The organism is Pseudomonas sp. 15A4, assembly GCF_016925575.1.
GTDB lineage: Bacteria > Pseudomonadota > Gammaproteobacteria > Pseudomonadales > Pseudomonadaceae > Aquipseudomonas.
In genome coordinates, this window is the sequence record NZ_CP068986.1 from 4,942,342 (window position 1) to 4,967,315 (window position 24,974).

A 24,974-nucleotide genomic window follows, 5' to 3' on the forward strand; every position below is an offset into this window, starting at 1 on the left:
CATGAAACGCCTTGCCTATCTCGACGCATTGCGCGGCATCGCCGCCTTGATGGTGGTTTTCACCCATTTGTATGCACCGGTCATCGGTCACGTCTGGGTGCTGGATTACCTGATCGACCCCGGCAAGTTGGGGGTGTTGTGGTTTTTCATGATCAGCGGCGTAGTGATTCCCTACAGCCTGAAGCCGGTCCCCGATGGCGCCCGGCGTTTTCTGATCTCACGCTTTATGCGCCTGTACCCGGCCTACTGGCTGTCACTGGTGCTGTTTGTGCTGATGCTTCAGCTGAGCGGCGCGCCGTTGCCATCCTGGCCGCAGATCGTCGCGAACCTGACCATGGTGCAGGCGGCACTGGGCTTCGACGACGTGGTCGGCCTGTACTGGACGCTGTTCATCGAACTGGTGTTCTACGGCCTGTGCCTGGCGTTGTTCATCGCCGGCAAGCTGTACGACCTGGCCTTCCGGGCGCGCTGTTCGCTGGTGTTTCTGCTCGCCGCGCTGGCGATGAGCGTGGCCCGCGCGCTGACTGAACACAAGTTGCCGGTGGCCCTGCCTCTTGCGTTGTCGCTGATGTTCTTTGGCTCCGTGTGGCGCCAGTGGTTGCTGGCGGAACACAGCCCGGCGCTGACGCGGAACCTGAAAATGCTGTTCGTGGCCTTCGCCGTGCTGTTACCGCCGACGCTGATCATGGCTTACAGCAAGGACATGGGCACCGGCGAAACCTGGGGGCGTTACTGCTTCACCTACGCCGTGGCCATTGTCAGCTTCGTGCTGCTGACCCGCAGTGTGCGTCTGAACCACCCGGCGCTGGTCTGGCTGGGCGCAGTGAGTTACTCGCTGTACCTGCTGCACCCGTCGATGGGCATGTTCAGCGAATTCCTGCTGCGCGGCACCGACGCACCGGGCCTGCTGGTGGCGCTGGTCGCGACAGTGCTGACCCTGGGCGCTGCCCATCTGTGCTTTCGCTACATCGAACACCCGTTCATACAGCTCGGAAAACGCCTTAATAACCGCAACGCCGAGACGCAGCCTGTCAGCGTCTGATTTAGCGCCTGCGCACATGGATAGGCATGGGATGGCCCTCGCGAGCCTGGCTCGACGTGCCGGGCGTCCCTCAGCCGTTAATGCAGAGAATTCCAATGAAGATTGCAATCGTCCACGACTGGTTGGTGACGTACGCCGGTGCCGAAAGGGTCTTGGCATCGCTGATCAAAATCTGGCCCGAGGCGGACCTGTTCTCCGTCATCGATTTCCTCAGCGACCAGGACCGCGCCCAATTGGGCGGCAAGGTCGCGAAGACCACGTTCATCCAGCGCCTGCCCAAGGCCAAAACCAAATACCAGCGCTACCTGCCGCTGATGCCGATGGCCATCGAGCAACTGGACCTGTCCGGTTACGACCTGATCATCAGCAGCAGCCACGCGGTGGCCAAAGGCGTCCTCTGCGGCCCGGACCAGTTGCACGTCAGCTACGTGCACTCGCCGATCCGCTACGCCTGGGACCTGCAGCATCAGTACCTCAAAGAGGCGAACCTGAGCACAGGTCTGAAAGGCAAAGTGGCGCGGATGATCCTGCACTACATGCGCATGTGGGATCAGCGCACGGCCGCAGGCGTCGATGACTTCATCGCCAACTCGCACTTCATCGGCGCGCGCATCACCAAGGCCTACCGCCGTGAATCCACGGTGATCTACCCGCCGGTGGACACCCGCGGTTTCGCCCTGCAGGAAGAGAAGCAGGACTACTACTTCACCGCCTCGCGCATGGTGCCGTACAAACGCATGCCGATGATCATCGAAGCCTTTGCGGCCATGCCGGGCAAGCGTCTGGTGGTGATCGGCGACGGCCCGGAAATGGAAAAGGCCAAGGCCGCTGCGGCCAACGCGCCGAACGTCACGCTGCTGGGTTATCAGCCGTTTGCGGTGTTGCAGGAACACATGAGCAACGCCAAGGCGTTCGTGTTTGCCGCCGAAGAAGATTTCGGCATCAGCCCTGTGGAGGCCCAGGCCTGCGGCACGCCGGTCATCGCGTTCGCCAAGGGTGGCGTGGTGGAAACGGTCTGCGGGCTGGATCATCCGCAGCCGACCGGGGTGCTCTACCCGGAGCAAAGTGTGGCGGCGCTGATGGCCGCCATCGAGACGTTCGAGATCAACGGTTCACGCATCACCGCACAAGCCTGTCGGACCAACGCCGAGCGCTTCAGCGAAGCCCGCTTCGAACTGGAAATGCGCCAGTTCGTCGAGACCCGCCTGAGTGCTGCGCGTCAAAGCCGCCAGCCTGCGCACATCCGGCCGATGCAGATCGCGCCGACGCTGGTCAGCAGCGACCTCTCCGCCCGCGTTGTTCCGATCAAATCCGTCTGAGCGAGCCCAGCCTATGCGCACTCCATTAAGGGGCATCCTGCATGCCCATTCATCGTCGCTGTCCGTCGCTCACCGGCTGCTTGATCTGGCGGTCATCGCGGTTGGCGGTTACGGCGTCAACCTGCTCACTGGTATGGCGATGAGCAGCGAAGCCTGGATGCAGATTCTGCTGGCGGCGGTCGCCTTTCACTGGCTGGCCGAATACCACCAGTTGTACGGCTCGTGGCGTGGCGAGCGCATTGCGCGCGAGCTGCTGAAGGTCGCCAATTACTGGGGCCTGGCCTTCGTGCTGCTGCTGTTCGTCGACTACCTGCTGTTGCAGCCCGACGATCTGGCGGACAACAGCCAGATGGCCTGGTTTGCCGTCGTGCTGGTGGCGTTGTGTGGCTATCGCCTGGCGATCCGCAGCGTGCTGCACACTTTGCGCGCCCAGGGTTTCAACACCCGCCGCGTGGCGATCGTCGGCACCGGCCATTGCGGCGAACGCCTGGCAATGTCCATCGAACGCGCGCCGTGGATGGGCCTGAACCTGCTGGGTTTCTATGACGAAGCGCCGCAGCAGATCGACCTGGCGCGCATCGGCCGACGCATTTCGGTGCTGGGCGATCTGGATCAACTGATCCAGGACGCCCGCGACGGCAAGATCGACAAGGTGTACATCACCCTCGAACTGGGCGCGCAGGCGCGTCTGCAGGAGTTGATCAAAGGCTTGAGCGACACCACCGCGTCGGTCTACGTGATCCCCGACGTGTTCATGTTCGAGTTGCTGCACGCTCGCAGCGAGAGCATCAATGGTTTGCCGAGCATCAGCATTTTCGATTCGCCCATGGATGGCGCCTGGAGCGTGGTCAAGCGTCTGGAAGACATCGTGCTGTCGAGCCTCATTCTGGCGATGATCGCCCTGCCGCTGATGCTGATCGCTCTGGCGATCAAGCTCACCTCGCCAGGCCCGGTGCTATTCCGTCAACGCCGTTATGGCCTGGACGGTCGGCCGATCATGGTGTGGAAATTCCGCAGCATGAGCGTGCAGGAAAACGGCGCCGTGGTGACCCAGGCCACGCGCAACGACAGCCGCATCACGCCGCTGGGCGCTTTCCTGCGTCGCACTTCGCTGGACGAGCTGCCGCAGTTCTTCAATGTGCTGCTCGGCGACATGTCCGTCGTCGGCCCGCGCCCCCATGCCGTGGCGCACAACGAGCAATACCGCAAGCAGGTGTCGGGCTACATGCTGCGGCACAAGGTCAAGCCGGGCATCACCGGCTGGGCACAGATCAACGGCTGGCGTGGCGAAACGGACACGCTGGACAAGATGCAGAAACGCGTTGAATTCGACCTGCAGTACATCGAGCACTGGTCGGTCTGGCTGGACCTGAAAATCATCCTGCTGACGCTCTTCAAAGGCTTCGTCAACAAGAACGCCTTCTAAAAAAATCTGCCAATTACAACAAACATGGCCAAGGGCTAGTAAGCTCGGCGGGAGGTGCACGGGTGCATGAGCGAATGTGATCCGATGTTCGGTGTAAGTAAGGGATGCAAAGAAATCACTGCGGTGCCAGTACGCACCTATTAGGATTAGAAGGAACATTCATATGAAAGTAACGTTAGCGGTCGTGCTGCTTTCCAGTCTGGTATTGCAAGGCTGCGCATTCGCCCCCGGTCAATACATGTCATACAGCGATGTCACCGACAAAGACCCCGACGGTCCCGAGGTCACGCTGATCAACATCACCCCCGCCACGCTTGCGCAGCAGCAGAAAACCGCGGACGCAGCGGCCAAACCGCTGCCCCCGGAATTGCTGAGCTACAAGACGCCTGAATACGTCGTCGGCCCCGGCGACGCCTTGCTGGTGACCGTGTTCGAACACCCTGAACTGACCGCGCCGGGCTCCCAGGAACAACTGGATGCCAACAGCCGCGAAGTGCTGAACGACGGCACCGTGTTCTTCCCGTACGTGGGCCGTATCCAGGCCGCCGGCAAGACCGTTTCACAGATCCGCGACCAACTGCGCATGGGTCTGGCGCCGCAATACACCGAAGTGAAAGTCGACGTCAAAGTGCTGCGTTACAACAGCCAGCGCGTTCTGCTCTCGGGTGCCTTCAAATCGGCGGGCCCGCAACCGATCACCAACATTCCGCTGAGCCTGGTTCAGGCCATCAGCCAGGCCGGTCTTGATTCGACCGACGCCAACCTTGCCGGTCTGACCCTGCGTCGCGACGGCAAGGATTACGTGATCGATGTTGACTCGCTGAACCGCAAGGATTCGCAGATCAGCAAGATCTTCCTGAAGGACGGCGATTACCTGCACCTCAACAGCAATTCGAAGAACAAAATCTACGTACTGGGCGAAGTTCAGCGCCCACAGGTGATCTCGTTCAGCACCACCAGCGTGACGTTGCTGGAAGCCCTCGGCACCTCCGGCGGCCTGAGCCCCGATGCGGCAGATGGCGACGCGGTGTATGTGATTCGTGCACAGGATGCCACCCACGGTGCGACGGTGTTTCACCTGGCGGCGAAGAAGCCGACCAGTTATGCACTGGCGAAAGGCTTCGAGCTGGCCGCCCAGGACGTGGTGTTTGTCGGCCCGGCCAACATCACCCGCTGGAGCCGTTACGTGAGCCAGTTGCTGGGTTCGAACAACATCATCCAGACGGGTGCGATGTTCAGGAATTGAGTGCCAGCTTCAAGCCGCAAGTCTGAAGCTTCAAGCTGACAGCAGAGCAACAGAGAAATCCCCGCAGTGGTCCGACTGCGGGGATTTTTTTGGGCTTGATTTGATGAGGGCAAGTGTCGCTGGGGAAACAGTGGATCAACAGTTGCGTGCGCCTGGATCAACAGTTTGGGGGGTGGTTGGCAGGATTACAGCTGTGGGTGCTCGCTGGATTGACGGGGGCGGCGGGCGATGGAGAGCGCTGGCACGCATGCTGCTTCAGTCCTGGCAAAGGGTCTTCACGCCCATTACTTTCGCGTTGAACGCGGCCTGCTCGGTGCCTGGCACCTCGGGTGACTGACCCTAAGGAAACAACCCATGTTAGTAGTCTCGATTTCAGGTAGCCCGTCCACACGATCGCGCTCGGGCGTAGTGCTGCAACATGCCGCGCACTGGCTCAAGGACCGTGGCGTGGACGTGAACGGTGTGCGCATTCAGGATTTTGCAGCCGAGGATCTGCTCTACGCAAAGTTCGACAGCCCGCAGGTCGTGGCTTTCATCGACGCGGTGGCGAAGGCCGACGGCTTGCTGATTGGCACGCCAGTGTACAAGGCGTCGTTTTCGGGGGCGCTGAAGACGTTGCTCGACCTGCTGCCGGAGCGTTCACTGCACGGCAAAGTGGTCTTGCCGATCGCCACGGGCGGGAGCATCGCCCACATGCTGGCGGTGGACTACGCACTTAAACCGGTGCTGTCCGCGCTGAAATGCCAGGAAGTGCTGCATGGCGTGTTCGCCATCGACAGCCAGATCAGCTACGGCGAAAACGCGTTGGGCGGTGAGTTGGATGAACTGCTGACCCAGCGTCTGCATGACGGTCTGGATCACTTCTTACTGGGCCTGCAACACCGGACCCAGGCGCGTTACAAGGAAGCGGGCGGGCATTTGAAGCTGGCGTTGTAAGCCTTCGACTTAACCCTGACGTGCTTTCGAAGGGAGGCTGACTTCGGCGTTCACTTCGCCACGGTTATCGAACTCGTGGGCGCGTTGCAGTTGAGGCTGTTCCATCAGCTGGGCTTTGCGGGCCTGAAATTCGTCGTAGGACAAGCCGCGACGGTTGAGGTCTTCGAGGGCCAACTGGTGGGTTTCCTCTGCGCTGTAGGGGCGCAGTTCAGGATGATTGCCAGCGGCACAACCGGCGAGAACGGAGGCGGAGAGTAACAGGGAGAGGGCAAGAAGACGGTTCATTGGGAGCCTCCATTCGGCTCGTTTCTGGAATGAAGCCAAGGCTACGCGCCGGGCCTTTCCAGCAGAAATCAGTCGTCTTGATAGTGGCTATCGGGTTTGGTGCGTATGCGGGGTTGCCGCGGTGCATCTGCCTGCATAGAAACTGCGGGCTCTGATCATAATCACACCGAAGATGTATCTGACGACGCAGATCCTGTGGGAGCGAGCTTGCTCGCGAATGCATTCTGCCTGCGACGAATCAATCGCCTGACACGCCACCTTCGCGAGCAAGCTCGCTCCCACATCTACGGTGTTCGCACGACGGGGATCCCCGACATGGATCTGCGTGAGACCGGAAGATCGTCAGACCAGGAAATGCCACAACAGCGACGTACCGATCAGCCCCACCACCGACACAATCGTCTGCAGCACAGACCACACCCAGATCGTCTGCTTCAGTTGCAGGCCGAAATACTCGCGGACCATCCAGAACCCGGCGTCGTTGACGTGGCAGAAGAACACCGAGCCTGCGCCGATCACCAGCGCCACCAGTGACGCTTCCACCGGCGCCAGCCCGGCCATCATCGGCGCGAGAATGCCCGCCGTGGTGGTGGTCGCAACGGTGGCCGAGCCGGTTGCCTGCCGCAGCGCGACCGCAATCAACCAGGCCAGCAGCAGATACGGCATGTGCGCGCCTTCGGCCACTTTACTGATGGTCTGGCTGACGCCGGCGTCCAGCAAGGTTTGCTTCAAGCCGCCGCCCGCGCCGATGGTCAACAGCAGCACGGCAATCGGCGCCAGGCTTTTACGCAAGGTGCCGCCCACGTGCTCGCGGGAAATGCCGTTGGCCCAGCCGAGACACACCGTCGCCGCCAGCACCGCAATGCCCAGCGCCACCAGCGGTTCACCGAGGAACTTCAGGGTCAGCGCGATGTTGCTTTCCGGTTCCATGGCGATTTTCGCCAGGGTGCTGCCGAGCATCAGGATCACCGGCAGCAGAATGATCAGCAACGAGATAGCGAAGCTCGGTTGACGGGAGGCACTGGGTTTGGCCGAGAACAGCTCGCCCAGCTCCGCCGGTTCCTCAATGTGCATGCGCTTCGACAGCCAGTTGCCGTACAAAGGGCCTGCCAGAATCACCGCGGGCACTGCCACGCAGAAACCCAGCAACATGGTCAGGCCGAGATCGGCGTGTAACGCGCTGACAGCGATCAGCGGCCCAGGGTGCGGCGGCATCAGGGCGTGCAGCGTGGTCATGCCGGCCAACGCCGGAATCGCGATTTTCAGCAGCGGCTGATTCGACTGGCGGGCCATGACGAAGATGATCGGCACCATCATCACCAGACCCACTTCGAAGAACAGCGGCAGGCCGATGACCATGGCCACCAGGGCCATGACCCACGGCAGCGCCTTGCCCTTGCCCAGCCCCAGCAGCGTCGACGCGATGCGGTCGGCCGCGCCCGACTCGGCCATCAGCGCGCCGAGCATGGCACCGAGGGCAATGATGATCCCGGCCTCACCGAGAATCCCGCCCGCGCCCTTGCTGAACGCCTTCGCCACTGCCTCCGCTGGCAACCCCGCGCCTATCCCTGCGATGAATGTGCCCACCAGAATCGACAGAAACGGCGGAAGTTTGGTAGCGCTGATCAGCACGATGATGGTAGCAATGGCGATCAGGCAGCAGATGATCAGACGAGTGTCATGAAACACCCAGGCAGCAGACGACAGATCCAACGCGGAACCCCTTATAGTTCGGTTTTTATTTCAGGAAGGTTTGAAACAATATGTTTCAACCGGCCGAACCATACCGGATGCGGCATTGCGTCGCAGTTAAATTTTCACAGGATCTGGCCGTTTCGCCACCGGCCCCTACTTGAACCGCAGCATCACGCAGGGGTGCGAGCTTGCTCGCGAAACCAGCATTTGAGTCACGCGCGCATTCGATCAACACCTCGCGCAACCCCTGAGCGGCGGCTGACAACTGGTGGTCCGCCTGGGTCATCAAGCCAATGCGACGCTCGATGCGCGGGCCTTCCAATGCGATGCAGCGGGCACCGAGTTCTTCCATCTGCGCGATGCACAGCGACGGCACCGCGCTGACGCCCAAGCCGTTGGCGACCATGCGGCCCACTGTCGACAGTTGATGGCTTTCGAACGCCACCGACAGCTTGCCGTGCTGGCTCTGCAGGTCCTGCTCCAGCAGCAAGCGCACGGCGGACGGGCGTTGCAGGGTGATGAAGTCGTGATGCAACAGTTCGTCCCAACTCACTTCGCGGCGCGCGGCCAGCGGGGAATCCTTCGGCACCACGGCAACAAACCGATCCATGTAAAACGGCGTGAAGATCAGGTTGTTGCCCGCTTCGGGCTCAAAGCCGATGCCCAGCTCGACGCGCCGATGCCCGACCATTTCCACCACTTGCTCGTTGATCACGTCGTGCACCGCGACGTTTACGCGAGGGTAGCGCTCGCGAAAAATCTTCAGCGCGATCGGCAGCGAATTGCCCGCGTAGGACGGCATGGCGGCCACCGATACTTTGCCCATTTGCAGGGTGAAACGCTGTCGCAGCAGCTCTTCGGTGTTGTCCCAGTCGGCGAGCAGCTGCCGGGCCAGCGGCAGCAAGGCCTCGCCCTCGGGCGTCAGGCTGACATTGCGCGTGGTGCGGGTCAGCAACTGCCCGCCCAGGTCTTCCTCCAGCGCCTTGATGGTCAGGCTTAACGCTGGTTGCGACACATGCAACCGTTCGCCGGCCTGAGCGAAACTCAAGCACTGCGCCACTGCCAGAAAAGCCCGAAGCTGTTTCACATTCATATATTTGGATTACTTATCAATCTATCAAAAAAACAAAATTAACAAATCAGTGCATGCGAGAGAAGATGCGGCCAACGCTTTCCGATGCTTAGATTGTCGGACACAACTACAAATAAGGCGGGATCTCACCATGGCTGGACTCGACAAACGCGTGGCAACCTACGCTGAAGCCCTTGCCGGGCTGACTGACAACATGACGGTGCTCTCCGGCGGCTTCGGACTCTGCGGCATTCCCGAAAACCTCATCGCCGAAATCAAGCGCATGGGCGTGAAAGGCCTGACGGTGGTTTCCAATAACTGCGGCGTCGACGGATTTGGCCTCGGCATCCTTCTGGAAGACCGGCAGATTCGCAAAATGGTCGCGTCCTACGTGGGTGAAAATGCCCTGTTCGAGCGGCAGTTGCTCAGCGGCGAGCTGGAAGTCGAGCTCACCCCCAAGGCACCCTGGCGGAAAAAATGCGCGCAGGCGGCGCCGGCATTCCTGCGTTCTACACCGCCACCGGCTACGGCACCCCCGTTGCGGAAGGCAAGGAAACCCGCCAGTTCAATGGCCGCAACGTGATCTTGGAAGAAGCCATCACCGGCGACTTCGCCATCGTTAAAGGCTGGAAGGCTGACCACTTCGGTAACGTGGTCTACCGTCACACCGCACAGAACTTCAATCCGGTCGTGGCCACGGCCGGCAAGATCACCGTGGTGGAGGTCGAAGAAATCGTCGAGCCCGGCGTGCTTTTACCCACCGAGATCCACACCCCCGGCATCTATGTCGATCGCGTGATCCTGGGCACGTTCGAGAAGCGCATCGAGCAGCGAACCGTCAGAAAAGCCTGACATCAGCGTCGTACTCGAACCGATTTCCCCTTTGTATCTCCGGCGCCGGGGCTTCCACGGACCGGACAGAATAAAAGAGACCCAAGACCATGGCACTCTCCCGCGAACAAATGGCACAGCGCGTTGCGCGCGAACTGCAAGACGGCTTCTACGTGAACCTGGGCATCGGCATTCCCACCCTGGTCGCCAACTACGTCCCGGACGGCATCGACGTGATGCTGCAATCGGAAAACGGCCTGCTCGGCATGGGCGCCTTTCCCACCGAAGAAACCATCGACGCCGACATGATCAACGCAGGCAAACAGACCGTGACCGCGCGCAAGGGCGCGTCGATTTTCTCATCCGCCGAATCCTTCGCCATGATCCGTGGCGGCCACGTCGACCTGACCGTGCTCGGCGCGTTCGAAGTGGACGTCGAAGGCAACATTGCCTCGTGGATGATCCCCGGCAAGCTGGTCAAGGGCATGGGCGGCGCGATGGACCTGGTGGCCGGCGCCGACAACATCATCGTCACCATGACCCACGCGTCCAAGGACGGCGAATCCAAGTTGCTGTCGCGCTGCAGCCTGCCGCTGACCGGCGCAGGCTGCATCAAGAAAGTGCTGACCGACCTTGCGTATCTAGAGATCGAAAACGGCGCCTTCGTGCTGCGCGAAACCGCACCGGGCGTGACCGTCGATGAAATCATCGCCAAGACCGCCGGCAAATTGATCGTGCCGGATGACGTGGTTGAAATGACGTTCTGATGGACCCGGCAACGGCGCGGTTCTGCAGGATCCGCGTCATGCCCCACGTTTTCGCCGCAGCATAAGCATTCGACACACCCGCACCTTTGGTCAGACCGCCCTGCCCCTTCAGCGATGAAGGGGCTTTGCTGTATCTGAGCCGGTGCTTTTTTGCGTCACCGCCAGCACTTGAAACTGCCGTCCAAAAACCTGAACAATAACTCCAAGAGGTAATAAACGTGGCCGCCGACATCGAAGAAAGCCGCTCCGCCCGCTTTGCCCTGCGTTGCGCCAAATGGGCAGAACGCTGGTTCCCGGACTCGTGGGTGTTCGCCGCCCTGGCCGTGGTCATCGTCACGCTTGCCACGCTGGTCATCGGCGCCAAACCCGCCGACACCGCCAAAGCCTTCGGCGACGGCTTCTGGAGCCTGATCCCGTTCACCATGCAAATGGCCTTCGTGGTCATCGGCGGCTATGTCGTCGCCAGCTCACCGCCTGCGGTCAAGCTGATCGACCGGCTGGCCCGCCTCCCGAAAAACGGCCGTTCGGCCGTGGCCTGGGTCGCGCTGATCAGCATGGTGGCGTCGTTGCTCAACTGGGGTTTGTCGCTGGTCTTCGGCGGTTTGCTGGTAAGGGCCCTCGCGCGGCGTACTGACTTGAAAATGGACTACCGCGCCGCCGGTGCCGCGGCTTATCTGGGCCTGGGCGCGGTGTGGGCTTTGGGCCTGTCGTCGTCCGCCGCGCAGTTGCAAGCCAACCCGGCCAGCCTGCCGCCGTCGATCCTGGCCATCACCGGGGTGATTCCGTTCACCCAGACCATCTTCCTCTGGCAGTCCGGCGTGATGCTGCTGGCCTTGGTGGTGGTCTCGATCATCGTCGCCTACGCCACGGCGCCCGGTCCGGCCAACGCCCGCGACGCCAAAGAGTGCGGGATTGACCCGAGCTTCAGCCTGCCACCGCTGCCGCCGCGCACCCGCCCGGGGGAATGGCTGGAATACAGCCCGCTGCTGATCATTCTGATGGTCGCGCTGGCGTCCGGCTGGTTGTACAACGAGTTCAGCACCAAGCCGGCAATCACCGCGATTTCCGGCCTGAACACCTATAACTTCCTGTTCATCATGGTCGGCGCGCTGTTGCACTGGCGTCCGCGCAGTTTCCTCGACGCCGTGGCTCGCGCCGTGCCGACCACCACCGGCGTGCTGATCCAGTTTCCGTTGTACGGATCGATCGCCGCCCTGCTGACCACGGTCAAGGGCGGCGATGCGCAAACCGTCGCGCACCACATCTCGACCTTCTTCACCAGCATCGCCTCCCACGACACCTATGCGCTGCTGATGGGTGTGTACTCGGCGATTCTCGGGTTCTTCATTCCGTCGGGTGGCGGCAAGTGGATCATCGAAGCGCCTTACGTGATGCAGGTCGCGAACGACCTCAAATATCACCTCGGCTGGGCGGTGCAGATCTACAACGCCGCCGAAGCGCTGCCGAACCTGATCAACCCCTTCTACATGCTGCCGCTGCTGGGCGTGCTTGGCTTGAAGGCGCGGGATTTGATCGGCTTCTCGTTCGTGCAGCTGTTGGTGCATACGCCGCTGGTGCTGTTCCTGTTGTGGGTGCTGGGCACGACCTTGGCGTACGTGCCGCCGGTGATGCCTTGATTGAGTGAATAACGCCGGCGGGTAAATGTAGGACCGGCTTTAGCCGGGAAGGCGTCGGCGGCGGCAACACAAAACCGATGGCGCCAACACCGGCCCCTTCCCGGCTGAAGCCGGTCCTACAAAAGCACCACAGAGGGCACCACAGGGGGGACTGATTCACAAAGGGGACAGATTTATTTACAGCGCTTCACCGTAAATTAATCTGTCCCCGGCTACGGTACTTCAACTGCCAAAACTGTATTCCCGCTCCACTCTGGAAACCCGAGTGGTGCATCGCCGATACCAGGTCGAACGGCCGCGCTCGCGGATTTCCCGGTGTTCCGGATGCTGCTTCCACGCCAGGATCGCGGCCTCGTCCCCCCAGTAAGACACGGTGATCCCGAGCCCATCTTCGCCCCGTACCGATTCCACACCGAGAAACCCTGGCTGCTGACGAACGAGTTCGAGCATCCGCCGGGCCGCGTCGTCATATTCCTGTGCATCGAGCTCAGTGCGGACCGAAGTGAAGATCACCGCGTAATGCGGCGCGCCGAAGGTGTTTGCCATCATCATGTCAAATCAACTCCGCCGCGCAGGCCAGGACAAACGCCTTCACCAGTGGCGGGTTGCTGCCCTCCAGCGCGGCGCGTTCCGGTTGAAACAACGTCGCGACGAAGAACGGATGACCGTCGAGCTCCATCGCGCGGACCTCGTCGTCTTCGTCATAGCCCGACACTTTAAGCGGGCCGGCAGACACGTCGGCCTCCAGTTCCTTGCGCAAACCATAGCGGCAGCGGTAGCGCTCCTGCGTTTCCAGCGCGTCGTAGGCGGCGGCAATCCGCGAACCCGGCCGCAGACGGATCGGCGCGAAGGCTTCGACCAGCGAGCAACTCAAGGGTGTGATGATGGCGTTCTCCGATTCCGGCGCGGTCTCGGCGTGCTCGGCATCGGCCCACCCCAGATAATTGCGCGCGTACTCCAGCAACGCATGCTGAAAGCCGCCGCACGTGCCGAGGAAGGGAACCTGCCGCTCGCGGGCGAAACGAATTGCCGTCAGCGCGCCGTCCATGTTGCGGTAGGGGCTGGCCGGCACACACCAGATGCCATCGAACGCCTGCAAGCCCACGCCATCCCCGATCTCCGTCGTCGGCACCCACCTTGCCTGAACGTCGAGCCCGGTTTCGCTCGCCACCCTGTCCAGCGCCACCGGTATCGCCTGATGCGCTGGCACACTCGGTTCGTAGTCACCTACCAACGCGATCTGGATTTTTTGCCCTTGAGTCATGTGTGCTCCCTGATATCAAAACGCTTTGCATGAGGTCCGGGGGCGACTATAAGCTTGTCGCTCTGCAATCAGAATTGGCGTCCAGGCAAGTGATCAATGCAGCCGCGCACTATCGAATCAATCATGCCGACCTCACCCTCATCCTAGCGCTGGTGCGTGGGCGGACGCTGGCCAAGGCTGCTGAACTGCTGAAGGTCGATGTCTCGACGGTATTCCGCGCAGTGCGTCGGATGGAGAAAGCGGTGGGCACGGCGCTCTTCGACAAGAGCCGTGCGGGGTATGTGCCGACCAGCGCAGCCCTGGCGCTCGCCCAGCAGGCCGAAAGCGCCGAGAACGCCCTGGCGCTGGCGCAATTGAGCCTTGAGCAGGGCCGACAGGTTGTCAGTGGCACCGTGCGCCTGACCTGCACGGAAGCCGTATTGCAAAGCCTGCTGCTTCCCGCCTTGAGCCGTTTCATGCCGGACTACCCGGGCCTGCGCCTGGAGCTGAACACCTCCAGCACCTTCGCGAACCTGAGCCGCCGCGACGCCGATATTGCGCTACGGCTGACCAACACACCGCCTGAGCATCTGGTGGGCACTCGATTGGGCACGGTTGCGTATCGGATCTGTTCGAGCGCGGCCTACGCGGGACGCATCGGTGATCTGGCCCTCGACGACATGGCCTGGATCGCCCCCGATGATTTCCTCCTGATCACCCGACCGTGGTGTGGCGGCGGCAGCATCTGCCCGGCGTGAACCTCGCCTACCGCTGCAGCTCCATGCTGGCCGTGGCCCAACTGGTGCGCGCAGGCATGGGCGTAGCAGCCCTGCCGGATTTCATGCTTAAGGACAGCGAGGTTAAGCCCATCAGCGAAGCAATCGAAGGGCATGACACCGGGCTGTGGCTGCTGACGCGGCCGGATTGCCGGGCGCTGCGCTCGGTATCGGCGCTGTTCAGCGAGCTGACCAGGGCGATTGAGTGGTAAAAAGCGTCTCGCCCCTGCGATACAAAACCTGTGGGAGTGAGCTTGCTCACGAAGGGGCCGGTACATCCGCTAGATTACTCGCGGATGGAAGGCAGCCTTCGCGAGCAAGCTCACTCCCACAAGGGCCGCGTTCGCTGAAGAAGATGTGGAGTGGAACCGATCAACAACTCGCCAACCCCTCTCAACCACCCCGCCGCTCCCGGCGAAACTGTCCCGGCGGCATTCCGTGGGCTTTGCGGAAGCGCCGCGAAAAATACGCTTCGTCGGCAAACCCGCAGATCTCGGCGATGTGGCTCAAGGGTTTGCTGCTGTTCATCAGATGCGTGCGCGCCAGCCGCATGCGCCGCTCCAGGACCAGTTCGGAAAAGCTGTTGCCGGTTTCCTTGCGCAGCAGGTGGGTCAGGTAATTGGGCGACAGAAAGGCCGCCGCCGCCGCATCGGTAAGGGTCATGGCCGGATCGGCGATGTGTTCGCGAATGTAGTCGATCACCCGGCTCATCGCATCGCGCCGTCCACGCCGCTCGGCCTTGTTCGCCGACAGCGCCAGCAACTGCGCTTCGTAGCGATTGCACACCGTGCCGATCAATTGCAGCAGGCATCCCCGCAGGATGGCGCCTGAGCCCAACTGCCTGGCGCGATCCATCTCGCGCATCTGCGCCAGCAGCGCGGTCACTTCGGCGAAGTCGGTGTCATCGAGGGTGAAATCCAGATGTTCCTGAAAGCGGAACGGCGCCAGTTCAGGCGCCTCGGCGACGGGCACGTCTTCAAGGTCCATCGGGTCGCACTGCAGGTGTTGCAGGAGAAATTCCTGAGAAAAGTTGATGACGACAAAATTGCCTTCTTCCGGGTGCGGAATCACGTGCAGGCGATGGGGCAGGATGAACGCCAGGGTGTTGCGCGGAAAAGGCCTGACCGCGCCACCGATGTGCTGCACGGTGTCGCCGCCGAGGTTGATCTGGATCTGGAAATAGTCGTGACGATGGGGCGCGGTCAGCGCGGGCCGGGCGGACTTGTCACGGATGTAGAAATCCATGCGGTCGCTGCGCTGCTGCATGCCGTAGGTCTGGATGCGGGAGGGATGGGCCATCGCTGAAACACCTGAAATCGCCGGTTCGGACTGCCCCATGGTAGGGCAACGGCGGCAGCCGAACCAAAGGATTCTCAGGCGGGCTTGAACCTGGGATCAGCCAATCGTCACACTCAGTTCGGCAAGGCCTTCGATCCCGGCGCTGACCACATCGCCGCGCTGCAACGCGCCCACCCCGGCTGGCGTTCCGGTATAGATCAGGTCGCCCGCCTTGACCCCGACCGACTGCGACAGGTACGCGATCACGTCCCTGACCGCCCAGATCTGGTCAGACAGATCGCCACGCTGGCGGCGCTCGCCATTGACGTCGAGCCAGATCGCACCGGCTTCCGGGTGGCCGATCTCGCTGACCGGGCGCAGCGGCGTGGCGGGCGCGGAGGCGTCGAATGCTTTGGCCCACTCCCACGGCCGGCCCATCTTCTTGGCCTGCGCCTGCAAGTCGCGGCGTGTGAGGTCCAGACCAACGCCATAGCCCCAGACGTGGGTCAGGGCGTCCTGCGGGTCGATGTTCACACCGTCCTTGCCGATCGCAACGACCAGCTCAATCTCGTGATGCAGGTCCTCGGTGAGCGGCGGGTAGGCAATCTGGCCTTCTGCGGGCACCACGGCGTCGGCCGGCTTCATGAAGAAGAACGGCGGCTCGCGGTCAGGGTCATGGCCCATTTCCCGGGCGTGATCGGAGTAATTGCGACCGACGCAGAAAACCCGACGAATCGGAAAGCGGCTGGCAGTCCCGGCTACGGCCAGGGACGGTGTGGCAACGGGGGCGATAACGAACTCGGTCATGGCGGTGTCCTCGATCTAAGGTGGCTCGGCATGGGTTGAGTGTGGCGATTGATCGCTTAGCCAGGTTGGACGGATCCCACCAGGTTTTGGACAAAACAACGCAACCACTAGCACCGATGATCAGCCACGGCCCACAAACGGCATGCCACTGGCCATGACGGTCATGTTCAGCACGTTGGCGGACAATGGCAGCCCGGCCATGTAGCTCACCGCTTCAGCCACATGCTGCACGTTCATGGTCGGCTCGACCTGCAGCTCGCCGTTGGGCTGCAAAACGCCCTTGGTCATGCGATCAGTCATTTCGGTGAGGGCGTTGCCGATGTCGATCTGGCCGCAGGCGATGTTGAACTGCCGACCGTCCAGCGCGGTGCTTATGGTCAGGCCCAACACGGCGTGTTTGCTGGACGTATAAGGCGAGCTGAACAACCGGGGCGTGTGCGCCGAAATCGAGCCGTTGTTGATGATCCGGCCACCCTGAGGCACCTGACGCCGCATCAGGCCGAACGCGGCGCGCACGCACAAAAACATCCCGGTGACGTTGGTGTCGATGACGTTCTTCCACTGCTCGACCGACAACTCGTCCATCGGCACGGCCGGTGCGCCAATGCCCGCGTTATTGAACGACACGTCCAGTCGACCGAACGTGCTTTCAATGGTCGCGAACAGCGCTTCGACGCTGGCAGGATCACGCACATCCGTCGGCACCGCCAGCGCCCGCTGTCCAGCAGACTCGGCCTGTTCGACCAGCTTCTGCAACGGCTCGGGCCGACGCCCCGCCAGCACCACGGCAAAGCCTTCAGCCAGCAGTTGCAGGGCAACGGCACGGCCAATGCCGCTCCCGGCGCCCGTCACCAAAGCAACTTTCAATACAGGAGATGAAGACATGCACGATTCCTTTTTGTTAGAGAAGACCAGGCAACTGATCGTCAGCTGTGAACAGGCGTCAACACCGGCTGCCCGGCGTAAAACGCCAGCAGGTTGTCGGCGACCATTTTCACGGTGTCGCGCGACGCTTCCGGCGACAACCCCGCCAAGTGCGGCGTGAGAACCACGTTGTTCAAGGTTTTCAAGGCATCGGGGACGTGGGGCTCGTCGTCGAATACGTCTAGCGCCGCACCGGCAAGACGGCCGTGCTGAAGCGCGTCGATCAGCGCATCGTTGTCGACGACGCTGGCACGCGCGATGTTGACGAGAAAGCCGTCAGCGCCCAACGCTGCGATGGCCGCCTTGTCGATCAGGTGCCGCGTCGACCCGCCACCCGGCGTCGCCACCACCAGAAAGTCCGACGCTTCGGCCAGTGCCAGCGGGGTCGCGCAATAGTTGAAATCCACGCCCGCGCGCGGCGAGCGGCTGTGATAGTGGATGACCATATCAAACCCCTGCGCGCGTTTGGCGATGGCCATCCCGACCGAACCAAGGCCGAGAATGCCCAGGCGTTTGCCGGCGAACGAGGGCCGTGTGACCTTGCGCCATTCGTTGCGGCGCACCGACACGTCGGCCTGGGGAATGTCGCGAACCGCCGCCAGCAGCAAGGCCATCGCGTGGTCTGCCACCGTCGGGGCATTCACCCCTGCCCCGTTGGTCACCACAATCCCCCGCGCCTCGGCGGCTTCGAGGTCGACACGTTCGTAGCCCGCGCCAATCACACAGATGATGCCGAGCTTCGGCAGCGCGGCCATTTCCTCGGCAGTGAACCCCAGCGGCCCGCGGGTCAGCACGGCGTCAATCTCCTCGCCCCCGTTCGCCACCGCCTCGGCACGCATCGCCGGCGTCGGCGCCAGAATCAGGCGAAAGCCGCTGCTTTCCAGAATCGGCAAATACATGTTCACGCTTTCCACCAGCACCAACACCGTTTTCATCATCCCTCCGCCAGGCAAAATTCGTGGTGCTGACAGTAGCGCGAGTGAGAGCGGTTGGGCAGAGGCGGACATGAAAATCCAGGGTCCTGACAAAACGCGTTAGCCCGGCAGACCCATTAACGTCACAAGCAACGCGGACACTTTCACGCACCCGATACCGAGTGAACGGAGCAGCCGAGGTCTTTACGATCTCCTTCAAAACGACAGCAATCCCCCTCGAAACGACAATCCCCGTTGCCCGAGACGCGCTTTGCTGTTTAAGGTCTGAGCCCTGCGACACCTGATTTTTCACGACAAAACGATGTGCCACGCGGTGCGGCAACGGCTGCGCCATGAACGGACATGCAGAAAAGGAACGTCAGAACCATGTTGAAAGGATTATCCAGAACGATTAGCGGCGCCGCGATTGCCGGTGTGTTGTTGTCTTCCGCGGTGGCCCTGGCCGCCGTAGACACCGGCAAGGAACCGGGTCGGGCACTGGCGGCGAAGATCGGCGTACCGTGGCCGGCAGTGATTGCCCATCGTGGCGCATCGTTCAATGCGCCCGAAGAGACGGTTCCTTCCTACACCCTGGCCCGCGAACTGGGCGCGGATTACCTGGAGATGGACATCCAGCGCACCAAGGATGGCGTGCTCATCGCGCTGCACGACAACACGCTGGAGCGCACGACGAATGTCGCAGAGGTCTACCCGCAGCGTGCCAAAGACCCGCTTAACACCTTCACGCTGGAAGAAATCAAACGTCTGGACGCCGGCTCGTGGTTCAACAAGGCCTACCCGGATCGCGCCCGCGCCGCCTACGTCGGGCTGAAGATTCTGACGCTGGATGAGGTCATCGACATCGCCGAAGGCGGAAAGAACAAGCCCGGTCTGTACATCGAAACCAAGGTGCCGGCGCAGTTTCCGGGCATTGAAGAAGATTTAAAGAAGAAGCTCGATCAGCGCGGTTGGCTGAGCCAGCGTCCTGCCGCCGACAAAGGCTACGTCAACGTCGCCCACATGCCGGGCCGCGTGGTGCTGCAGACCTTTGAAAAACCAAGCTTGGAATTGCTGCAGAAGGCCATGCCCGACACGCCGAAAGTCCTGCTGCTGTGGCTGGGTGACGGCTCCATCGAAACGGCTTCGGGCAAGACGTTCAAGGATTCGGGCGCCAAGGACAAAGCCAGCTTCTACGCCAGCCAGCAGGTGAAATCCAAAGAAGAGTTCGCCGCCTGGATGGATTGGGCCAAGGCCCACGGCGCCGTAGGGACTGGGCCGTCGGCGGCGCTGAAGAACGGCGGTGACCAGAGCTACAGTGACCTGGTGCAGCCGTGGATGAACAAGATGGCCCATGATCGCGGAATGATCGTCCACCCGTACACCGTCGATGACGCGGTGGATTTCAAAGCGATCAGCGAACAGGGCGTGGACGGGTTCTTTACCAACCGTGCTTCGGAACTGCTGAAATTCTACGGTCGACCGTCGAAGGAAAGCATGGACTCGATCCTGAAACGCAGCGGCTTTTGAGCCAGAACCGCCGGCATTTGCCGGCGATTCAACTGCAAGAGCGGATCAAGCCAACTCTGCCACCACCGCCGCCAACGCTTTCGCCGGATCGGCCGCCTGGCTGATCGGGCGGCCGATGACCAGATAGTCGGAGCCTGCATCCAGCGCCTGGCGCGGCGTCAGAATGCGGCGCTGATCGTCCAGCGCGCTGCCGGCAGGCCGAATGCCCGGCGTCACCAGTTGCAGCGACGGATGCGCGGCTTTCAGCGCCTGCGCTTCCAGCGCGGAACACACCAGACCGTCCATCCCGGCTTTTTCAGCCAGCGCCGCCAACCGAAGCACCTGCTCCAGGGGTTCGATGTCCAGACCGATCCCGGCCAGGTCTTCGCGCTCCATGCTGGTCAGCACGGTGACCCCGATCAACAGCGGCTTGGGGCCGGTACGCTGATCCAGCACGTCACGGCAGGCCGCCATCATGCGCAGGCCGCCGGAGCAATGCACATTGACCATCCAGACGCCCATTTCAGCGGCAGCCTTGACCGCCATCGCCGTGGTGTTGGGAATGTCGTGGAATTTGAGGTCCAGGAACACCTCGAAGCCTTTGGCGTTGAGGGTTTCAACGATGTCTGATGCGCAGCTGGTGAACAGCTCTTTGCCTACTTTGACCCGGCACAGTTTGGGGTCCAGTTGATCAGCCAGGTTCAACGCGGCTTCGCGGGTCGGAAAATCCAGGGCGACGATGATGGGGGTCTGGCAGGCGGACATGAGCGGGTTCTCTGGCAAGTCGAAATCGGCGCGCATTGTAGCCGAACATCCCGCAGGGCGGGACCCGGCAATCGGTAAATGCCTGCCCCATGCGCGCCAGGCGTCGGACATCTCCTACAATTGAACCACTGGACAGCGTCGCTGCTCCAACCCTTATCACAAGAAGGAGAGCGTTATGCCCTGGTATGCCTGGTTAATTCTGCTCGTTGCAATCGGCTCGATCGTCGGTGGTCTGCTGATGCTCAAGGATTCAGCGAAGAAACTGCCCCTGACCGATGAACAACTCAAACGCGTCCACGAGCGCAATGCCGAGATGGACGCAAAAGAAGCGCGAGATCGCTGAGTCACTTTGGCGACGCTGACCGACATCGTTCAAGCACATAGTGGGAGCGCGCACTCAGCGCCCTCCCACTATGTGCTCGCCAATCATTCGCCAATCACCCGCCGCGCGTCCCCAGCCGGTAATACGTGCCTTCGTCAGTCCCTTTACCGATCTTCGCCCTGAGCCACCGCGTGATGAGTTGCCTGCGGTGTCACAGCGATCCGAAACGGCTGGAAGATCTTGAACATTTCCCCGTTCTCCCGAAGCTGCCGGAGCAATTCGCTGAAGCGCTCGCCGCTGATGGGTGCATCCGGGCGCAGCAGCGCATAGTGCCGATAGACCTGGTCCACGCGGTCCGAGACAAGGAACTGTTCGGCGTCCTGCGGGTTGTTCGACATGAACGTGCTCAGATAGGAGCGCGTCACCAGCGCGATGTCCGCGCGGTCACGCAGCACCATCAGCAGGTTGCTGTCGTGGGAATAGGTCAGCGTGGCGTTGTAGTTATCGGCCAGAAATTTAGGGTCGGCGTCGAACCGCGCGAACGCGTAGTGATAGCCGCTGAACAATGCGAGGCGCTTGCCGTGAAGCTCATCGAAATACGTCTGGGTCCTGCCCTGCAACCGGTGGGCGACAAACACTTCGGCGTCTTCGAGCCCCATGTCGACATCTTGATGGGGAATGCCTTTCCAGCCCCAGGCAGGGTTTTCGAAAATGGCCATGTCGAAGCGCGCCTGCTGGAAATCGCGAAACCGGCGCGGGATGGAAGTGGGCACTGCCTCGAAGTGGTAGTCGTTCTGCATCGCGTTCAGTGCGCTGATCATTTGCGGCAGCAATCCGGTGTCTTCGCCGCGCTCGGGACGAATCGTATACGGCGGAAAATGCGCCGCACCAATGCGCACGATCTGCGTCGCACCCGCCTGCCAGGCCCACAGTGTTGTGGTCGTGAACAGCAGGGTTTTAAAAGCCATCCGCATCGGCGTGGACATCAAGACAGGGCACCTCAGGCGAAACGGAGTGCGTAAGCTATGCGTTCGCGATCATTTAGACAACGGTCAAACGGAGGCTAAATCACCTCTGTCGTTCCAATTCTCGCCCTCCTTGCGCCTTGCTGCCCCCTTTCCCTTGCGGCCTTTCCGGCCCTTTCCCGGCTGAAGCCGGTCCTGCCAAAAGCGCTGAAGCTGTCCGTGTCCTTTGCGTTATCGACCGCGCCGCGCTTTATATGAGGACCGGACGCACATGCAATTTATGCCGAGGCGCGTTGGCCAGGCAAGCGCTGTCCCGGCCATATGCGGGTCAGGGACTACAAAAGACGCTGCGCCTGCAAACCTTCCGGCATGTCACGAGTCCCAATCATGGATCATCTGCGCCGGGCAGTTGGACGTGACGGCCGTCATCTGGCTACGCTCAAGGACGCTGCCGCAGGTTACGAAACAGGAGTTGAAGATGTCCTACTGGCTGGTGATAGACCTGGAGGCCACCACCGAAGAGGGCGGATGGCCGGTGGCGGAGATGGAAATCATCGAAATCGGTGCGTCACTGGTCAATCAGGACGGGCGGGAAATCGATCATTTCGAACGTTTCGTGCGGCCCGTACGCCGGCCGTTGCTGACGCCCTTCTGCCGTGAGCTGACGCACATTCAGCAGAGCTTCATCGACAGCGCCTCGATGCTGCCCGCTGTATGGCCACAGTTCGAACGCTGGATTGCTCAACACCGGGAGCGGCTGGTCGCCTGGACAAGCTGGGGGGATTACGACCGTCAGCAGCTGCAACAGGATTGGCGTCAGCACCAGCTCACCAGCGAACTGGCGACCCTGCCCCACATCAACCTGAAACAACGTTTCGCCAAAGCACGTCACCTGCAAAAACCCTGCGGCCTGAACACCGCGCTGCAACTGGCGGGAATGCATTTCAACGGTCCGCAACACCGGGCACTGTCGGACGCGCGCAATACCGCACGCTTGTTACCGCTGGTGATGCCAGGCTGAACGGTGGCGCATTTACCAAAGCGGATGACGGCCTTTTGTACGTTCGGCATACTGTCCGGCCTTTTCCAGCCCTTTCCAAGGAGATCAGCCATGTTCAAGGTCAACGAGTATTTCGACGGTACCGTCAAATCCATCGCCTTCAAGCAAGCAGAAGGCGACGCGACCATCGGCGTCATGGCTCCCGGAAAATACAACTTCGGCACCAGCGACCGAGAAATCATGCATGTGATTTCAGGCGAGCTGAAGGTGCTGCTACCGGGCGCTGATGATTGGGAAACCTTCGAAGCCGGCACGGATTTCAAGATTCCGGCGAACGTCAAATTCGACGTCGAAGCGACCGAAGAAACCGCCTACCTCTGTGAATACCGCAAGGACTGATACGCAGATGCAGGTCGGCACTCAGTCGACCTGCTCCACCCCGGCATTGAACTGCAAGGCGGCCAGCCGCGCGTACAGCGGGTTGCTGGCGATCAGCTCCCGGTGGGTTCCCACCGCGACCAATTTCCCTGATCCATGACCGCAATGCGGTCTGCGTTCTGCACCGTCGCCAGCCGATGGGCGATCACCAGGGTCGTGCGGCCCTTCATCAACGTCGGCAGTGCCTGCTGAATCAGGTACTCGCTCTGGGCATCCAGTGCGCTGGTGGCTTCGTCGAGCAGCAGAATCGGCGCATCGGCCAGCAAGGCCCGAGCAATCGCAAGACGTTGACGCTGCCCGCCCGACAAGCCCATGCCGCCGTCCCCCAGATGGGTCTGATAACCCTGTGGCAGCAGTTGAACGAACTCATGGGCATGGGCAATCCGCGCTGCCGCTTCCACTTGCTCGACGCTGGCCGCCGGGTTGCCGTAGCGAATGTTGTCCTCCACCGAGCCGAAAAACAGCGCAGGGGTTTGCGACACCCAGGCGAAGCAACGGCGCAGATCCAGCGGATCGAGGCGTTCGGCAGGCATGCCTTCAATCAGCACGCGCCCCTGTTGCGGGTCATAGAAGCGCAGCAGCAGGTCGAACAGCGTCGACTTGCCCGCACCGGAAGGCCCGACCAGCGCCAGGGTTCTCCCGCTTCGACGGTCAGGCTCAAGCCGTCCACGGCATTGCGCTCCGGCCGTGAGGGGTAGGCGAAACTGAGGTTTTCCAGCGCCAGGCGACCACTGATGCGTTCGGGCAGCGTGAGCAGATCGCTGGCGGGCGCAGTGATTTCGCTGCGCGCCTGCAGCAATTCGGTGATGCGCTCTGCCGCGCCCGCTGCCCGTTGCATCTCACCGATGACCTCGCTGAGGGTGCCGAACGCGCTGCCGACGATCAAGCTGTAGAACACGAATGCCGCCAGCTCGCCGCCGGAGATGCGGCCGGCAATCACATCCATGCCGCCGACCCAGAGCATCACGCCGACCGCGCCCAGCACCAGCACGATCACCAGGGTAATCAGCCACGAGCGCTGCAGAATTCGTTTGCGCGCCGTCTCGAACGCGTCTTCGGCGGTCTGCGCGAAACGCTGACGATCCTGCTCCTGATGGTTGTAGGCCTGAACGGTCTTGATTTGCCCCAGCGCCTCGGACACGTAGCTGCCGACATCCGCCACGCGGTCCTGGCTCTCGCGCGACAGACTGCGCACACGGCGCCCGAAAACCAGAATCGGCGCGATCACCAGAGGCAGGGCGACGACCACGATGCTGGTGAGCTTGGGGTTGGTGAAGAACAGCAGGATGATGCCGCCGATGACCATCAGCGCGTTGCGCAGGAACATCGACAGCGACGAGCCGATCACCGATTGCAGCAGTGTGGTGTCGGCCGTCAGGCGCGACTGGATTTCCGAGCTGCGATTGTTCTCGTAGAAACCGGGATGCAGGCTGACGAGGTGGTCGAACACCTGCTTGCGCAAATCGGCGACCACCCGCTCGCCGATCCACGACACCAGATAAAAGCGCGCGAAGGTGCCGACCGCGAGGGCGACCACCAGCCCCATGAACAGGCCGATGGTTTCATTGAGCAGGGTTGGTGAACGGGTCATGAAGCCCTGATCGACCATCAGCCGTATGCCTTGCCCCATAGACAGGGTGATGCCTGCGGTGACCACCAACGCCACCAACGCACCGACGGCTTGCTTGCGATACGGCGCGATCATGCGCAGGGCAAGACGAATGGCATGCCGCTGACGGCCGGAAAAGACTGAAGCCATGGAAGACACCCGGTAGACGAA

Annotated in this window: 21 protein-coding genes and 4 pseudogenes; 13 read left to right on the top strand and 12 right to left on the bottom strand. The window is 61.7% G+C overall.

Going from position 1 to position 24,974, the window contains the following annotated elements; translation table 11 throughout:
* Position 1 precedes the first annotated feature (1 nt).
* The 5 genes from JN403_RS21925 (at position 2) to ssuE (ending at position 5,969) form a co-directional block, all read left to right on the top strand.
* Entirely contained in the window at positions 2–1,042 is a 1,041-nt protein-coding gene (locus JN403_RS21925) for an acyltransferase (RefSeq protein WP_205484247.1), read from the top strand.
* 95 nt (positions 1,043–1,137) lie between these two features.
* A complete protein-coding gene (locus JN403_RS21930; protein WP_205484248.1) occupies positions 1,138–2,361 on the top strand; it encodes a glycosyltransferase family 4 protein in 1,224 nt (407 codons plus the stop codon).
* Between the two features lie 13 nt (positions 2,362–2,374).
* The gene (locus JN403_RS21935; RefSeq protein ID WP_205484250.1) at positions 2,375–3,787 is read left to right on the top strand and encodes an undecaprenyl-phosphate glucose phosphotransferase; all 1,413 of its coding nucleotides are present in this window, start codon (positions 2,375–2,377) and stop codon (positions 3,785–3,787) included.
* Between the two features lie 163 nt (positions 3,788–3,950).
* A complete protein-coding gene (locus JN403_RS21940; protein WP_122537776.1) occupies positions 3,951–5,033 on the top strand; it encodes a polysaccharide biosynthesis/export family protein in 1,083 nt (360 codons plus the stop codon).
* 354 nt (positions 5,034–5,387) lie between these two features.
* Complete coding sequence (ssuE, locus tag JN403_RS21945; RefSeq protein ID WP_205484253.1) at positions 5,388–5,969, top strand: NADPH-dependent FMN reductase; 582 nt, start codon at positions 5,388–5,390, stop codon at positions 5,967–5,969.
* A 9-nt stretch (positions 5,970–5,978) separates the two neighbouring features.
* Here ssuE and JN403_RS21950 read toward each other — a convergent pair whose 3' ends face one another.
* The 3 genes and pseudogenes from JN403_RS21950 to JN403_RS21960 form a co-directional block, all read right to left on the bottom strand.
* A complete protein-coding gene (locus tag JN403_RS21950; RefSeq protein ID WP_122537774.1) occupies positions 5,979–6,254 on the bottom strand; it encodes a hypothetical protein in 276 nt (91 codons plus the stop codon).
* Between the two features lie 342 nt (positions 6,255–6,596).
* The gene (locus JN403_RS21955) at positions 6,597–7,967 is read right to left on the bottom strand and encodes a gluconate:H+ symporter (protein ID WP_205484255.1); all 1,371 of its coding nucleotides are present in this window, start codon (positions 7,965–7,967) and stop codon (positions 6,597–6,599) included.
* Between the two features lie 190 nt (positions 7,968–8,157).
* Positions 8,158–9,042: pseudogene (locus JN403_RS21960) on the bottom strand (LysR family transcriptional regulator); the annotation flags it as partial.
* A 130-nt stretch (positions 9,043–9,172) separates the two neighbouring features.
* Between JN403_RS21960 and JN403_RS21965 the strand changes: the two are divergent.
* From JN403_RS21965 to JN403_RS21975, 3 genes and pseudogenes are all read left to right on the top strand, one after another.
* Positions 9,173–9,873 (top strand): annotated as a pseudogene (locus JN403_RS21965) (CoA transferase subunit A).
* 89 nt (positions 9,874–9,962) lie between these two features.
* Positions 9,963–10,619 (top strand): CoA transferase subunit B, encoded by a 657-nt coding sequence (locus JN403_RS21970; RefSeq protein ID WP_192174022.1) that lies wholly within the window; start codon positions 9,963–9,965, stop codon positions 10,617–10,619.
* A gap of 218 nt (positions 10,620–10,837) precedes the next feature.
* Positions 10,838–12,256 carry a TIGR00366 family protein gene (locus tag JN403_RS21975; RefSeq protein WP_205484259.1) on the top strand — a complete coding sequence of 473 codons (1,419 nt, stop codon included), beginning with the start codon at positions 10,838–10,840 and terminating at the stop codon, positions 12,254–12,256.
* 222 nt (positions 12,257–12,478) lie between these two features.
* On the opposite strand, the gene JN403_RS21980 is transcribed toward JN403_RS21975, so the two are convergent.
* Positions 12,479–12,805 (bottom strand): antibiotic biosynthesis monooxygenase, encoded by a 327-nt coding sequence (locus tag JN403_RS21980; RefSeq protein ID WP_205487614.1) that lies wholly within the window; start codon positions 12,803–12,805, stop codon positions 12,479–12,481.
* 4 nt (positions 12,806–12,809) lie between these two features.
* A complete protein-coding gene (locus JN403_RS21985; protein WP_205484260.1) occupies positions 12,810–13,520 on the bottom strand; it encodes a CTP synthase in 711 nt (236 codons plus the stop codon).
* Positions 13,521–13,549: 29 nt separating this feature from the next.
* Here JN403_RS21985 and JN403_RS21990 point away from each other — a divergent pair.
* A pseudogene (locus JN403_RS21990) lies at positions 13,550–14,487 on the top strand (LysR family transcriptional regulator).
* Between the two features lie 181 nt (positions 14,488–14,668).
* Here JN403_RS21990 and JN403_RS21995 read toward each other — a convergent pair.
* From JN403_RS21995 to JN403_RS22010, 4 genes are all read right to left on the bottom strand, one after another.
* Positions 14,669–15,574, bottom strand: a complete 906-nt coding sequence (locus JN403_RS21995; protein WP_205484262.1) for an AraC family transcriptional regulator — start codon at positions 15,572–15,574, stop codon at positions 14,669–14,671.
* Positions 15,575–15,670: 96 nt separating this feature from the next.
* On the bottom strand, positions 15,671–16,360 hold the full coding sequence (locus tag JN403_RS22000; RefSeq protein WP_205484264.1) for a fumarylacetoacetate hydrolase family protein: 690 nt from the start codon (positions 16,358–16,360) through the stop codon (positions 15,671–15,673).
* Between the two features lie 120 nt (positions 16,361–16,480).
* On the bottom strand, positions 16,481–17,245 hold the full coding sequence (locus JN403_RS22005) for an SDR family oxidoreductase (RefSeq protein WP_205484266.1): 765 nt from the start codon (positions 17,243–17,245) through the stop codon (positions 16,481–16,483).
* A 41-nt stretch (positions 17,246–17,286) separates the two neighbouring features.
* Positions 17,287–18,219: a 2-hydroxyacid dehydrogenase gene (locus JN403_RS22010; protein WP_205487617.1), complete on the bottom strand. Its 933-nt coding sequence runs from the start codon at positions 18,217–18,219 to the stop codon at positions 17,287–17,289.
* A gap of 366 nt (positions 18,220–18,585) precedes the next feature.
* Here JN403_RS22010 and JN403_RS22015 point away from each other — a divergent pair, with 366 nt between their 5' ends.
* Positions 18,586–19,725 (top strand): glycerophosphodiester phosphodiesterase, encoded by a 1,140-nt coding sequence (locus JN403_RS22015; RefSeq protein WP_205484268.1) that lies wholly within the window; start codon positions 18,586–18,588, stop codon positions 19,723–19,725.
* Positions 19,726–19,770: 45 nt separating this feature from the next.
* On the opposite strand, the gene pyrF is transcribed toward JN403_RS22015, so the two are convergent.
* Positions 19,771–20,469, bottom strand: a complete 699-nt coding sequence (gene pyrF, locus JN403_RS22020; protein WP_205487619.1) for an orotidine-5'-phosphate decarboxylase — start codon at positions 20,467–20,469, stop codon at positions 19,771–19,773.
* Positions 20,470–20,644: 175 nt separating this feature from the next.
* Between pyrF and JN403_RS22025 the strand changes: the two genes are divergently transcribed.
* A complete protein-coding gene (locus tag JN403_RS22025; protein ID WP_122537759.1) occupies positions 20,645–20,812 on the top strand; it encodes a DUF2897 family protein in 168 nt (55 codons plus the stop codon).
* Positions 20,813–20,955: 143 nt separating this feature from the next.
* Here JN403_RS22025 and JN403_RS22030 read toward each other — a convergent pair whose 3' ends face one another.
* Positions 20,956–21,777, bottom strand: coding sequence for an amino acid ABC transporter substrate-binding protein (locus tag JN403_RS22030; RefSeq protein WP_205484270.1), 822 nt, complete (start codon positions 21,775–21,777; stop codon positions 20,956–20,958).
* Between the two features lie 457 nt (positions 21,778–22,234).
* On the opposite strand from JN403_RS22030, the gene JN403_RS22035 reads away from it, so the two are divergent.
* Together JN403_RS22035 and JN403_RS22040 are read left to right on the top strand one after the other, a co-directional pair.
* Entirely contained in the window at positions 22,235–22,777 is a 543-nt protein-coding gene (locus tag JN403_RS22035; protein WP_205484272.1) for an exonuclease domain-containing protein, read from the top strand.
* A gap of 90 nt (positions 22,778–22,867) precedes the next feature.
* Positions 22,868–23,155: a pyrimidine/purine nucleoside phosphorylase gene (locus JN403_RS22040; RefSeq protein WP_172611415.1), complete on the top strand. Its 288-nt coding sequence runs from the start codon at positions 22,868–22,870 to the stop codon at positions 23,153–23,155.
* Between the two features lie 21 nt (positions 23,156–23,176).
* Here JN403_RS22040 and JN403_RS22045 read toward each other — a convergent pair.
* Positions 23,177–24,953, bottom strand: a pseudogene (locus JN403_RS22045) (ABC transporter transmembrane domain-containing protein).
* Positions 24,954–24,974: the final 21 nt, after the last annotated feature.

Bases quoted from the DNA above. Each gene is read 5' to 3' on its own strand.
- JN403_RS21985 (WP_205484260.1), bottom strand. From the start codon at position 13,520: ATGACTCAAGGGCAAAAAATCCAGATCGCGTTGGTAGGTGACTACGAA.
- JN403_RS22040 (WP_172611415.1), top strand. From the start codon at position 22,868: ATGTTCAAGGTCAACGAGTATTTCGACGGTACCGTCAAATCCATCGCC.
- JN403_RS21930 (WP_205484248.1), top strand. From the start codon at position 1,138: ATGAAGATTGCAATCGTCCACGACTGGTTGGTGACGTACGCCGGTGCC.
- JN403_RS22015 (WP_205484268.1), top strand. From the start codon at position 18,586: ATGTTGAAAGGATTATCCAGAACGATTAGCGGCGCCGCGATTGCCGGT.
- pyrF (WP_205487619.1), bottom strand. From the start codon at position 20,469: ATGTCCGCCTGCCAGACCCCCATCATCGTCGCCCTGGATTTTCCGACC.
- JN403_RS21950 (WP_122537774.1), bottom strand. From the start codon at position 6,254: ATGAACCGTCTTCTTGCCCTCTCCCTGTTACTCTCCGCCTCCGTTCTC.
- ssuE (WP_205484253.1), top strand. From the start codon at position 5,388: ATGTTAGTAGTCTCGATTTCAGGTAGCCCGTCCACACGATCGCGCTCG.
- JN403_RS21995 (WP_205484262.1), bottom strand. From the start codon at position 15,574: ATGGCCCATCCCTCCCGCATCCAGACCTACGGCATGCAGCAGCGCAGC.
- JN403_RS22030 (WP_205484270.1), bottom strand. From the start codon at position 21,777: ATGTCCACGCCGATGCGGATGGCTTTTAAAACCCTGCTGTTCACGACC.
- JN403_RS22035 (WP_205484272.1), top strand. From the start codon at position 22,235: ATGTCCTACTGGCTGGTGATAGACCTGGAGGCCACCACCGAAGAGGGC.
- JN403_RS22025 (WP_122537759.1), top strand. From the start codon at position 20,645: ATGCCCTGGTATGCCTGGTTAATTCTGCTCGTTGCAATCGGCTCGATC.
- JN403_RS22010 (WP_205487617.1), bottom strand. From the start codon at position 18,219: ATGAAAACGGTGTTGGTGCTGGTGGAAAGCGTGAACATGTATTTGCCG.
- JN403_RS21980 (WP_205487614.1), bottom strand. From the start codon at position 12,805: ATGATGGCAAACACCTTCGGCGCGCCGCATTACGCGGTGATCTTCACT.
- JN403_RS22005 (WP_205484266.1), bottom strand. From the start codon at position 17,245: ATGTCTTCATCTCCTGTATTGAAAGTTGCTTTGGTGACGGGCGCCGGG.
- JN403_RS21940 (WP_122537776.1), top strand. From the start codon at position 3,951: ATGAAAGTAACGTTAGCGGTCGTGCTGCTTTCCAGTCTGGTATTGCAA.
- JN403_RS21970 (WP_192174022.1), top strand. From the start codon at position 9,963: ATGGCACTCTCCCGCGAACAAATGGCACAGCGCGTTGCGCGCGAACTG.
- JN403_RS22000 (WP_205484264.1), bottom strand. From the start codon at position 16,360: ATGACCGAGTTCGTTATCGCCCCCGTTGCCACACCGTCCCTGGCCGTA.
- JN403_RS21925 (WP_205484247.1), top strand. From the start codon at position 2: ATGAAACGCCTTGCCTATCTCGACGCATTGCGCGGCATCGCCGCCTTG.
- JN403_RS21935 (WP_205484250.1), top strand. From the start codon at position 2,375: ATGCGCACTCCATTAAGGGGCATCCTGCATGCCCATTCATCGTCGCTG.